Annotated in this window: 13 protein-coding genes; 3 read left to right on the plus strand and 10 right to left on the minus strand. The window is 36.4% G+C overall.

What is annotated here, in order from left to right:
* Positions 1-161 precede the first annotated feature (161 nt).
* Both AC3RV6_RS18005 and AC3RV6_RS18010 read right to left on the minus strand, forming a co-directional pair.
* A complete protein-coding gene (locus AC3RV6_RS18005; protein WP_489747329.1) occupies positions 162-470 on the minus strand; it encodes a hypothetical protein in 309 nt (102 codons plus the stop codon).
* A 141-nt stretch (positions 471-611) separates the two neighbouring features.
* Positions 612-869 (minus strand): helix-turn-helix domain-containing protein, encoded by a 258-nt coding sequence (locus tag AC3RV6_RS18010; RefSeq protein WP_489747330.1) that lies wholly within the window; start codon positions 867-869, stop codon positions 612-614.
* A gap of 278 nt (positions 870-1,147) precedes the next feature.
* Here AC3RV6_RS18010 and AC3RV6_RS18015 point away from each other — a divergent pair, with 278 nt between their 5' ends.
* The gene (locus AC3RV6_RS18015) at positions 1,148-1,801 is read left to right on the plus strand and encodes an XRE family transcriptional regulator (RefSeq protein ID WP_489747331.1); all 654 of its coding nucleotides are present in this window, start codon (positions 1,148-1,150) and stop codon (positions 1,799-1,801) included.
* A gap of 126 nt (positions 1,802-1,927) precedes the next feature.
* Positions 1,928-2,266, plus strand: a complete 339-nt coding sequence (locus tag AC3RV6_RS18020) for a helix-turn-helix transcriptional regulator (protein WP_489747332.1) — start codon at positions 1,928-1,930, stop codon at positions 2,264-2,266.
* Between the two features lie 198 nt (positions 2,267-2,464).
* On the opposite strand, the gene AC3RV6_RS18025 is transcribed toward AC3RV6_RS18020, so the two are convergent.
* The gene (locus tag AC3RV6_RS18025; protein ID WP_489747333.1) at positions 2,465-4,264 is read right to left on the minus strand and encodes a DUF4153 domain-containing protein; all 1,800 of its coding nucleotides are present in this window, start codon (positions 4,262-4,264) and stop codon (positions 2,465-2,467) included.
* Positions 4,265-4,584: 320 nt separating this feature from the next.
* On the opposite strand from AC3RV6_RS18025, the gene AC3RV6_RS18030 reads away from it, so the two are divergent.
* Positions 4,585-6,198 (plus strand): ABC1 kinase family protein, encoded by a 1,614-nt coding sequence (locus AC3RV6_RS18030; protein ID WP_489747334.1) that lies wholly within the window; start codon positions 4,585-4,587, stop codon positions 6,196-6,198.
* Between the two features lie 65 nt (positions 6,199-6,263).
* On the opposite strand, the gene AC3RV6_RS18035 is transcribed toward AC3RV6_RS18030, so the two are convergent.
* From AC3RV6_RS18035 to AC3RV6_RS18065, 7 genes are all read right to left on the minus strand, one after another.
* Entirely contained in the window at positions 6,264-6,905 is a 642-nt protein-coding gene (locus AC3RV6_RS18035) for a class F sortase (protein WP_489747335.1), read from the minus strand.
* Positions 6,906-6,970: 65 nt separating this feature from the next.
* A complete protein-coding gene (locus AC3RV6_RS18040) occupies positions 6,971-8,329 on the minus strand; it encodes a copper amine oxidase (RefSeq protein ID WP_489747336.1) in 1,359 nt (452 codons plus the stop codon).
* A 191-nt stretch (positions 8,330-8,520) separates the two neighbouring features.
* The gene (locus tag AC3RV6_RS18045; RefSeq protein ID WP_489747337.1) at positions 8,521-9,249 is read right to left on the minus strand and encodes an anti-sigma factor domain-containing protein; all 729 of its coding nucleotides are present in this window, start codon (positions 9,247-9,249) and stop codon (positions 8,521-8,523) included.
* Entirely contained in the window at positions 9,246-9,806 is a 561-nt protein-coding gene (locus tag AC3RV6_RS18050; RefSeq protein ID WP_489747338.1) for an RNA polymerase sigma factor, read from the minus strand. Before AC3RV6_RS18050 ends, AC3RV6_RS18045 begins: the two co-directional genes overlap by 4 nt.
* A gap of 185 nt (positions 9,807-9,991) precedes the next feature.
* A complete protein-coding gene (locus AC3RV6_RS18055; protein ID WP_489747339.1) occupies positions 9,992-10,957 on the minus strand; it encodes an alpha/beta hydrolase in 966 nt (321 codons plus the stop codon).
* A 413-nt stretch (positions 10,958-11,370) separates the two neighbouring features.
* A complete protein-coding gene (locus AC3RV6_RS18060) occupies positions 11,371-11,688 on the minus strand; it encodes a hypothetical protein (protein WP_489747340.1) in 318 nt (105 codons plus the stop codon).
* 387 nt (positions 11,689-12,075) lie between these two features.
* Positions 12,076-12,561 carry a hypothetical protein gene (locus tag AC3RV6_RS18065; protein ID WP_489747341.1) on the minus strand — a complete coding sequence of 162 codons (486 nt, stop codon included), beginning with the start codon at positions 12,559-12,561 and terminating at the stop codon, positions 12,076-12,078.
* Positions 12,562-12,718: the final 157 nt, after the last annotated feature.

Consider the following 12,718-nt stretch of genomic DNA (forward strand, 5'->3'; position numbering starts at 1 on the left):
AAGTCCAAATTCCACGCTTAAAAGCAATGGTAATTTAGACTGTTCCTTTTCAATCTCTATATCAATAAGAAATTGCTAAATACTGTAGTGAAGAGTATTAAGTAACTGAATGGTATCAAGTTTCTATATCCTCAAAATCTTATTAGATCACAATCTGTTAACTATCGAGTATTGCACGTCTTTTTAAAAAAGGTTGGATATTGTACCTCATGCGAAGTAATTTCTTCAACTAAATTAAATATGTTTAATAAGGATGAAACACGACTATTAAATTGTTCCGAATTAATAATCTTTTCATTATGCATAATTTCCAAAGACTTCAAGAGTGAAATACTGTTTTTGATAAAAACTACCTTTAACTCCCTTTCTTCAAGTAACTTTACTGACTCGGCTAAACTGTTTTCAAATGTCATAGTTTGTCCTTCAACTATCTTTGATAAAATTGTTTTTAATTCATACATAGGATTCAAATAGCTTCGCCTCCAAATAATGCTCTTTCCTATTACGTAAAGTTCTAGCTCTAAATATTTTTACTGGGTTTATTTTCTTAGAATATAAGTGACTAAAATATGTTAAGCTAAGAATGTAGGCGTACTAAAGGTTACTATTACTTAAGATTCATACTTATTGGAATTGGATAAAGTTATATCACTGCCAAAAAAGATATATCGAGATGGCATTTGAAATACCTCTTCTAATTTCAAAATATTAACATAAGAGATATTTGAAGAATCTCTTTCCCATTCTTGATATTCCGCTAAGCTGATGCCTATCTTTGTTGAAAGTTCAGAAGGAGTCATTCCATATTTTAATCTTAAAGAATAAATGGTCTGGAGCAAGTAAAAGGGTACTGCGTTTTCAGAATTCAAAAAATCACCGCCTTTCACTATAATATATTACTAATAGTAATACTTCAATTTTGATAGCTAAAACTTATAGTTATTATATTTCATATTAAATCAATGCAATACCATTACCTATAAGGCATCCAAGTAAACATCGTACAAGATTTATCTTTAGAATTATTCTTTTCATTACTAATAGTAATAAATTACTCGAAATATGAATGATACTTTCAGCATTTGGAAAGTATAGTATGTAGTAGTCATGCTAAAATAAAGTATGAGTTTAATTGGAGGTTTTGTGCTTGGTCAATTCTGTTCGGAATTTGTTTTCAAAACGTTTAAAGAATTTACGTGAAGAAAGCGGAATAACGATGGTTGAACTTGCGGGAGTTTTAGGTATGAGTCAGGCGACAATTTCAGAATGGGAAAAGGGAAACAAATTTCCTAGAGCAGGTGCTTTACAAGGATTAGCACGTTATTTCAATGTACCTATGGAATATTTCTTTAAGGATGAAGTCTTTCTAGTAGCTGAAATGGTAAATATTCCACTGCATACAAAAATCTCTCAAAATACGTTGGCAATGACTAATAACTTTTCGGATGAAAATAGTAAGTATATTAAGTTACCAACTTCTTTTTTAACTTCTTATGTAACAGAAGAAAATCTTCAAGCATTTGTAGTTCCAGAAGACAGCATGAATCTTATCTTCCCAAGATATTCCACAATTGTTGTGAAAAAAATAGAGCGAGAAGACTTAATTGATGAAGATATCATTATTTACTTGTTTAAAGAGGATTACACTATTGGACGATTCAGAAAGAATGAAGCAGAGAAAGTTTTTTTGTTTAAATCAGAATCTACTAATCCTTTATATTATGATGTAGTCGTTCCGTTTGAGGAGATTCATCATGTAGAAGTTATTGCTAAAGTTATATGGTACGGGGTTTCGATTTAACTTGTATAAGATAGACAATAAATGACCGTCAACCTCTCAAAATGGGCTTGACGGTTATTTTATTTTTCACTCTTGTATCCTTTTTCCCCACTTCCCTCTATATAACTAGTAAAGGGGGAAGATTAGATGACTAATTATTTAGCTGACTATGCAAACTTCAAAAATACAGACTTGATGGACGAGGCTGCGAAACTTCATATATCCGCAAACTCGAACAATATGAACGACACCGATAGAGCTGTCCTGGACATGATTCGCCGTTATTCCGTGAATTACGGTGCTGCCCATCTGAAACACAATACAATCCAAAAGGCCATCGGAAAATCAAACGCAACTGTTAGACGTACAATTCGAAAGTTAGAAAGACTTGGCATTATAGAACGTGTTCATTTCATTCGCCCAATTATGAGCGGTCTAGGTGCCAATATTTACATCATTAAACCTATCCATGATCTAGATCACTAAAGACATTTATACAATGACTACTATGGAGCAATTCCCAACAAAAAACTTAGCCGAATAAAATCTCTTCTTTCTGTACTAATCAGAGATAGCACTTTAGCACATTACATTACGGTGTTTACCTCCAACAATCATCATCCATGCTAATAAAAAAGCCTCGTTCAACATGGCATTACACCATTTTAAACGAGGCATGTAGCTCTATTTAATTTTGATGAACAAGTAAACATCGGCATTATATTGATCTTCGTATCGATCAGCGGAGTTGGCTAAGATACTCATTTTCACTTTATCATTTTCTTGAGTAATCGCGGCATCTTCTACCGACATTTCTTCTCCATCGTACTGGTCGAAAACTTTAGTAAAGATTTCTTCAGTATCTATTCGAATCAATTCTTCTTCATTTTCATTCATTACACGGATTGAGATAATACCGTTTTCATCATGACCATTTACTACTTTGTAGGTAGAACCATCTTGATTGATATTTATCACTTGTTCAGAATCATTTTCAGCGTTCGAACTATGAATATACAAATGAGCCATATAATCATAAGCCGTAATATTGGCAATAGGATTATTATCCCAATCCAAGTATGCTGATTGACTTTGATTCATGCCATCATCTACTTGGTCGTAAATCTGTTTAAAACCAAAATTTTCCTCGAAGCTATTATTATAATTAATATTTTTAGGCAACCAATCAATTTTATCTGTATAACCCATATTCTCTAAATAATTTATTGTCTGCGTAATTACTTTCTTATCTTCATTAGATATCGTTGAATTTGGCAAAATTGTATCATTTTCAAGCATATTATTTTCTAACAGTGTTTCTTTCAACAAGCTAATTTGATTCGTTCGACTTACCGTAAAGGCATCGATTGGCGGCATAATTGAGATGACTGAAAAAACAAGTAAGACAGCAACGATTAAGCCGTTCTTCCTAACTGGCATAAAGCTGAATATTATTCCCGCGATGATTGCAAATACACCAAAGAGAATAACATAATACCTTCCGTACGTAACACCCGTTTCACTAATTTTAACAATAGAGGCTATCGTTTGGAATAAAACAATGGGTATCAATACTTCAGGAAATATTTTCCTGAAAAAGTGGGCGAATTTATTATCCAGATGACTTGCAAGAATATAAACGAGAATCACCGTAATAGCATACGACACTAAAAGTGGTTCTAATAAGTTCTTCGTCCAGAAATCCCCACCGATATTCAATAGAATATAAGCTAGAAGAATGACAGTATACAAGGCAGTCAACGGAATAATAATATATGAAATCAAGATACTTAAATAGTTTGGACAACTGACAGCTCGTTGCACTTTTCCCTCTCGCAGCGCCAACTGCTCAGTTGTTAATGTTAAATCTTTATCCCTTTTCCCAAAGTATGGTGGTGTAAAGGATAGAAAAAAGATTGGTGCAAATAAAGTTAAAACAATATTTAATGTATGCGGAATTGTATTCCCAGCAACAGAAAACAATAGATTATCTACTGCAAAAATGATTAAACTAATGCCACCAGCAATAATTCCAGTGAAAAGGACTGTTATAAAAACAGCTTTAAATGTTGCCATAAAACTTTCGTTAAAGGTTATTTTACTTTTAATAGAGGGTATCCATATAAAAGCCATGAGTAGCGCAAACACCGAAACCCCTGTTTTTATACTCGTTTCCAAATTAAAAGTATCATCTGGGTAGACTGCGAAAAAGTATGCGGCTGCTAAAACTAAAGCACCGACCATTAGCAGTAGGCGTTCGCTCTCCTTCGTAAAGAAGCGTTCATAGATCTGTTGTGCAACTATGCTTAATAACGCTCCAATTAAAAAGGTTACTAAATACTGTACATAATGATCCACATCTTGCTGGATTATGATCGCACTAGTAACAGCGGCAGCTAAAAGTAACAGCATCGTTAAAGGATAACGGTTTGTAGCTTTTATAATGCCATCAAACTTATTTTGAAATCGTTTTTTCACTTCCATCAATCTCACCTTCTTCCAATTTTTTATCACTCTATAAATCAATACCCAAAACTTATATCTTCACCACTATAATATCCGAAGATGTTTATTGTATTTCAAATTCGCCTGATTGATTCCCTCTAACAGCCATATTCTATAGGGGTCGTTCTTGTCGCGGGTCAAAAGGATGTTGGTCATAATTGATTAACTAACTCTAGTATATACCTTTTAGGAAATAAATAATTAATTTATTTGTTCATAAGCACTGGAAGATTTTAAGTCCTTTTAGAACTAATTAAATCTACTAATGTTTATAATACAGAATACAGGAGGCGTTTAAGATGAAAAACTTTGCTTTGTATCGGATTTTTCGCATTGTCTGGATGTCCGTTAAGTTCTTTACACAAGTCACCTTATTTCGCCGACGTTATAGAGGTCGTTTCACAACTTCAGTTAATGAAAAATGGGAAAGACTTGTGACAAAACAAGCGCGAGAATATAAAAGAACCGCTTTAAATTTAGGCGGATTAATGATTAAAATGGGACAATTTCTTTCGACACGTGCAGATATTATGCCGCCGTCCTTCATCGCAGAACTTGAAGGTTTAACCGACCATGTTACACCCGTCGCCAAACATAAAGCAATTGAATTATTAGACGATGAATGGAATAAAAGTCATAATGAACTACTAGATGATTTATCAGATGGTCCCGTTGCCTCAGCCTCTATAGGCGAAGTATATAAAGCTTTCTTGAAAGATGGAACGCCCGTCGCTGTTAAAATTCAACGACCTGATATAGAACGTATACTGCGAGTAGATTTTAGAGCGATGAAAATAGTGATTTGGCTCGCTAAACATTTTACTACTTTTGGTAAACAAATAGACTTTAATTTATTATACAGAGAAATGACAGATACAATTGGTGCGGAACTAAATTTTATACAGGAAATGAAAAACGGACAAAGCTTTTCTGAACGCTTTAGCAATATGCCCGGTGTTCATTTCCCTTTTTATTATGAAGAATATACAACAAGGCGTGTACTCGTCATGGAATGGATTGAAGGATCGCGTATTACAGATCTTGCGTTTCTAGAATCGAACGGCATTGACAGAAGGAAGATGTCCGAAAGGCTTTTCAAATTATTTCTTGAACAAATACTTGAAGGCGGACAATTTCATGCTGACCCACATGGTGGTAATATTTTAGTCAAAGCGGATGGCACACTTGTGTTAATTGATTTCGGAATGATTGTGAATATCACAGCTGATGACGCAAAGTCCATCTACAAAGTCGTTGAGGGCATTATTTTCAAACAATATGGACGCGTACTAGATGGTTTAGAGGAATTGAATTTTCTTTTGCCTAATGCAGATCGAAAGTTATTAACAGACTCAATCGAGCGAGTTGTGAAGGCTTACGAATCAAATGACCTTAATGAAATGAACAGTTTAGTGATTGACCAATTATTAGATGACTTAAAAGAAATTGTACGTACACAGCCTGTTCAACTTCCTGCAGAATTCGCTTTTCTAGGAAGAGCAGTTTCAACTTTTGTCGGTGTTTTACATGTATTGGATCCTGACGTAGATTTACTCGCGATTGGACGTCCACGTATTTTGGAATGGGCTAAAAAACAAACCATTGACGGGGGTTCATTTTCAAAGAAAGATGCACAGCGTATCGCTTTAAATATTGCAGGTACACTGCGAACGTTACCGGAAAAGGTTGTTACTTTCTTAGATGAGCCTACACGAATGCGGGAATCGGTTGAACGTCACAATATTGATAGGAAAATTGAAAGAAGACATCTTCAATCACGCATGTTCACTGGTATCATCTCAACCATGTCACTTGCTGTTCTTTTTTTCGGTATATGGGATGAGCATATCGAGCTAATGATTATTTCAGGAGCTATATTGGTCGTTACGACTTTAATGTTTTGGCGCAAATGAAAACCTAAAACTTATAAAAACAGCCCTCTAATCAGTTCATAATAACTGATTAGAGGGCTGTTTTATTATTCTTGAATCAATTCTGTATAAACAACGAATCTTTCTTCATGTGTTTTCGCTTTCTTATTAAATTCACCAGTACATGTTATTAAAGTGAGGCCACTGCTATAGTTAAAGCCGAAAATATCATCTACTGGTGAATCGTTACGTGGATATGTTTCGGTTTTGGTAACAACAAAACGTATAGCTTCGTCACCTTTTCCGTGCACGATAATTTCATCGCCTTTTTCTAACTTCTCTAAGTCATAGAAAACTGAGGGACCTGTAAGGGAATCAATATGACCAGCCATTACTGCATTCCCCTGCGCACCAGGTTTAATTCCTGGTTCGAACCAACCGACATTGTCAGGATTTTGCGGAACACCCATTTGACCATTCTCAATTCGTCCAACATCCTCAGTGACTGCATCTACATTCAGTTTAGGAATCTCCAGCCTAGCAGGTTCTATCCCGATTCGTTTATCTGTTAAAGAGAGACCTTCTGAAGATGGTGGCGACAGCTTCTCTGGAGCTGCTGGTTGCTCCGGTTGATTTACTTGTTCCTGTTGAGCCGCTTCGCTAATTGGCTTTTCACTAGATTTCTCCTGTGCACAACCTGAAAGCAATACACCGGCCAACAAGACACTTGTTAGTGAAAGTTTTTTCATACTAGGTGCTCCTCCTTTCAATTGTAATCGGTTAAAAATTTAAAGAGGAGTCTCCCCCTCTTTTATTAGTTATTCATTAATTTCTTACGCATAAACACTGCACCTGCACTAATTGCAAGGATGATACTTGAAATGATTGCCCAAAGTGTATAATCAGTTCCTTGACTCATGCCGCCAAGTCCTGTTTTAGGCATATCAGTTGGTGTTGCTGCTGCAAATTTTTCTGGGTGTTGATCAACAACCGCCCCAGCCAAAGCTGTTCCCACTCCGAACATATGGCTATAAGCATCATGAATATTATCGTATGCTTTATCATAATCTCCGTCTACATAGCTATCAAATGCAGCTAGTAATTGATCGACATGACCTTTTAGACTTTCTTCTAAATCTGCTGCTTTCAATCTTCCCTCTGTAGCTGTATCAAGAAATTCTGCCTGTACTTTACGGTATCCATCAAGATTCTTCATCGCTTTTTCTTTAGCTGCTTCATCTTTAGCACCAGTTGCTTTGACATAATCTACAAAGTAACCAATATGGCTGTTCCAGATTTCATTAAACTGTTTACCGCCTTCAGCGCCGTAAACAGATTCTACAGATTTCGTAAGGTCTTCTGTATTCGCATCCAATTCTGCTACAACTGCATCAAAATCCTTCGCTCCGTCAATCCCTTTTTGCATTGCAAGTATAGCAAGTGCCGCGTGCGCTGAGAACTCGCTGTTCAATGCTTCACGAAGATCAGCTTCAGGTGTATCAACTGAAAGGTTATTAAATTTATCTGGGAACTGTTCTGTAATTGCCCATGATAACCCTTTTCCTGTTCCAAACATATGGTGCATTGATTCAGTTAAGCTCGTATACGTTTTTTCATAATCGCCTGCTCCGTAGCTATCGAATGCCCAAATTAGTTGATCGACGTGCATTTTCAATCCTTCTTCAAGGTCTTTTGCTTTCAAACGTCCTTCTGTTGCTTTATCTAGAAAATCTGCTTGTTCTACACGGTAAGTATCTAAATCAGCTAGTGCTTTTTTACGTCCATCTTCATTCTTTTCTGCTGTAGCTGTTACATAGTCTACAAAGTAACCAATGTGGCTGCCCCAAATCATTTGGAACTGTTTTCCTGCTTCTTCTCCGTATACTGAACCAACTGCGGCTGAAAGTTCATCTGTGTTTTCTCCAAGTTGACCAGCTGCGGCTTTAAAATCTTTCGAACCGTCTAATCCTTTTTGCATTGTAATAACTGCTAGGTAAGCGTGTTCAGATAAAATACTATCAAGTGCGGCTCTTAAATCTACTGCTGGATTCGATACTGCTTCTGACTGTGCTGCCCCGTGACTACCATGATCGGCTGCATTTGCTAAAGCCCCCATCGGAAGTAATAGTGAAACGCTTAGTGGAATGGCTAACAATGTTTTATTTAATTTCATTTGAATCGCTCCTTTTCGTTTTTGTAATAAGCTAACGCAATGAAAAACCGAATGGATCACTTTTACTTAAAAAAGATTTTATTTATAATTTTCAGCTTTCTTTTTTTTATCAAAAAAAGCTAGGCATTCCACATAAAAAAGCCTCATTCAGCCATAAATATCGGCGAATGAGACTTTTAATATTAAATTATTTAAATCCCACCAGCCAAGACAATTGAGCCTTGTGGTAATGGTAAGTTTGGTTCTTTCTCAATAGTAATGGCGATTGTATCCCATTTCCCATCAAGATCAGCTAACTGATGGCTTACTTTCCCACCACCTGTTTCGGTAAGTTCAATGACTCCAGCTGGATAAGGCTGGTCACCTTCAATGACCCAAACCTGGTAAAGTTCATCTTCTTGTATGGTCGGTAAGTTTTCCGCATTGACAACTAATACTTGCTCACCTTTATCAGATAGTAGCATAGCGACTGCAGATGCGTCTTCCACGCCTGGTTGTGCAGCTAATACGGTTTGACCAATAACTTCAATATCGCTTGCCGCAATTTCTGGCGTTTTACTATTTTCATTGACGAGATAGAAATTCAACAATAAAGAAATAAATAGTGCCGCAGCTAATGCCGGAAGTGCGAATTTGAAACGCTTTTTCGGTTGTGTTTCAATTTGTACTGGTGGGAAAGATTCAATATTATCCTTTTTCACAGGTGTTTCAGCTATTGCAGCGAACACGCGCGCTTTCATTTCTGTTGGTACTTCAACCTCTTCGGATAAAAAGGGTAAATCTTCCGTCAAAGTTTCCCATTCCATAAGTTCCTCTTGGCATGATTCACATTCTATTAAGTGTTCCTCAAATTTAGTTATTTCTTCGTCGGTTAGGGTACGATTGAAATAGTCAATCAGCATATTACACTGTTTAGTCATCCGAAAACCCCTCCTTCCTGCCCGATTGTGCCTTTCAAATGCTTTAAGGCCAACCGGATTCTTCCTTTAACTGTGCCAAGTGGCAATTTACAATGGTCCGCAATCTTCTGTTGGCTATATCCTTTAAAATAGAACAGTTCAATAATTTCTTGCTGCTCTACACTTAATTCTCCAATTGCTTCACGAATTTCTTCACGCTTTTCTTTCCATTCTACCTCTAACTCAGTTGAACCTGCTTCTTCTATTAAAGCATCTTTCTCGAGCATCGGCTCATGGTCATGACGCTTCAGCCTTCTAATCTCATCAATCGCTTTGTTACGCGTTATAGTAAGTAACCATGATGAAAACTTACCTTTATCTACCTGGTAAACTGAAGTCCCATGCCATAATTTCAGGAATATATCCTGTGTAACTTCTTCAGCAATTGTCCTATCACCTACCAACCGATAAGAAAATGAGAATACTAACTTTTCATATCTGTCGTATAATGTTTCGAAGGCGTGACGATCTTGCTGCACAACCTTTTCATATAGATGCCCATCATCCAGTAGAGTCATATGGTTCCCCTTTCCAAGCATTTCTTTAAGAATAACATAAGTTGGGAAAAGGATAACTTTTAAAGGAACATGATGTACTAAGCTAACGTAATATGTTGCAAAATCGATCACTTTATTTTAATATAGCAAAAATACCTACTAAATATTGAATGATGAATTCAATATTTAGTAGGCATTTGACCATTTTATTTAACATAATTCCCAACAAACTGCTGAATCTTCTTTATATAGGCATCTGTCTGTAACGCATACGATTCACCGTGATTCGCATCATCCACTAGAAATAATTCTGCATTGCTCGCAGTACGGCGATACAATTCCTCCGCCATCTCCACTGGAACAAAAGTATCTTCCTTGCCGTGAATATACAAAATAGGGATATCCGTTTTCTCAACTTCATTTAAAGTACTCGCTTCTCTAAATGAATAACCTGCACGTATTTTCGTAAGTAAACTTGTGCTATCCAATAAGGGAAATGCCGGTAAATAAAACATGCGCGTCATTTGATAGGAGAATAATTGATAGACCGATTGATACGGACTATCTGCAACAATTGCTTTGACCTGACTCGGAATTTCCGCTTCTCCACTCGCCATTAAGACTGTTGCAGCACCCATCGATAAACCGTGGTAAACGACTTCCGTGTCAGCACCAAGTTTAGTAACTAGCAAATTTGTCCAATCAATCAAGTCCAGACGATCAGGCCAACCAAAGCCGTAATAATTACCTTCGCTTTTCCCGTGACCCCGCGCATCTGGCATGAAAATATTGTAGCCCATCTCTTCGTAATAAAACATACCGAAAAGCCCCATCTGCTTCGCATTCCCTAAATAACCATGCGTTAAAATAACAACTTTATCCGTTGGTTTAGCAGCGGACAAATAGTAGCCAGACAAAGTTAATCCGTCACGTGAAACAATGCTTAATTCCTCAAACTCTTGCGATTTCACCCAATCAATCCAAGGTCCATTTATATATAAATCCAGTGCCTCGTCGGACACTTCTAAATCTGCATTTTTCTCCAAAAAGTCTTTTGGTCCTCTTTTAATAGCTAACTCATAGAAAAAGAAACTACCGATTACTTGGATTGCAAGAAACACGGCAATTGCGATTAGCAATAACTTCTTCCAATTATTCTTAATCTTTTTCATTATAATATCCCCAAACTGTTAATTCCGATACAATCTATCGCCTATTATACAGTATAAAGGGTATGCATATGAGTTAAAAGTATTCTTTTTAATGGACCTTTGTTCAGTTCCTTGATAAATCTCATAATGCCTTTTGCCATCATAGGAATACCAGCATCCACAACGATCCACACATGAATTGGAATAGTAATCCATGATTTCAAACTCCAAATATTTTCGAAACCTTTTTCACTTTCATCTATCTAACTCCTCGCTTCTTAATTTTTCTTTAAAGCCTAAAGTAAGAATTTAAATTGAGAGATCAAATGTCAGTGTCAACCTTTCCATTAGTTCGGGAAGCGATTCATGAGGATAAGAGTAGGTACTCAAAATACCATTCAAGTTATAAGTGAAAATACGAGACTGATTAGCCATCAATTACTTTCAAGTAACTTCACATAAAATGTATTAATACTAAGGGGATAAGATTCTCGTACTTCTCCATCATACCCGACCTCAACACGAGCACCTACCTCAAAAAGTACATCTGAATTTACCGAAAGATTCACCGAAACCTCTGAACCTGATTTACGAATTGCTTCGCCTTCATCTATTAGCACAAGTGCTGACTGTCCATGGATTTCAATAATTTCACCTGTGAATATTTCCTTTGCACCCTTGTTCGAATTACCACATGCAAAAAGGAGACTGCTTATCAAAATTAAGAAACTTAGATAAAAAATCTTTTTCATGATTAGTTCCTCCTTTACAATTGGGTGAAAAACCACTGTTAAAATACGTACCCATTAAGAACAAGAAAAGTTTTGCGCATAGTATTTACGCTACAGGTGGACGCGTTCTACCGGGCGTGCGGTGAGCCATTGAAAAGCTAAGTTTCCCTCAATCATATTGATTTCCGTTTCAATCGGACGCTTTCCGCGGGCACGACTTCAGCCTCCTCGTCACTGCGTGAACTGCGGGGTCTTCGGTTCGTGCTGTTCCCGCTGGAGTCGCCGATTTCCACTCCAACCAACTAGGTCTGCTATGTTAAGGAATTTTTTCAGTGACCTTCACGCTAATCCCGTTGTAGTAGCCACCTTTCGCGCCATCCTAAAGTAAAATCATTAATTATTTTCGTGTTAGATTATAATACTATTATAATTATCAACAAACCATTTTTGTTTTTCCTTTGATAAAACACTTTCAAAGTGACCATAGAATTCCAGCATTTCAGGATTAAAACCTATTGGGATTTCCAGTGAGTTATTACCTTCAATCTCAGCATACAGGTAAGCTTCATCATCCCGATCTGAACAATAAGTTGAAATTGAAGTAATTTTACGTCCAGCTACATAATAATTAAAATCAGACACTGATATATCTTCGATCAATTTACCTGCATATAGTTCTTCCTCCGTTGCCCATCTAAAATGAACTTCTACACCATCAACTTTATCGGAACCCATCAAGGGCACGTAAGCACTAATCCAATACCCTATCTCTATACTATCTTCCATTAATTCTCCAACAGTTAGCCCAATAACATTTCCAAAATAGTTGTAAATTTCATTTTCAAAAACGCTCAACACTTTTTTAAGCGCTGAAAATCTTGACATGCTTCCCATTCAAAATCCTCCTTTTTTGTGTAGATTTTTACTAATTAATAACAAATACTTTTTATCGCACTAGCATTTAAACACAAAGTGTAGTGCAAGTCCTATTTAGCACTAATAGTTTGTTATACTTAACTTATTAGAATACTTCTAAAACTTTTTTAATTAT

The sequence above is a fragment of the Sporosarcina sp. So3-204 genome, assembly GCF_058068165.1.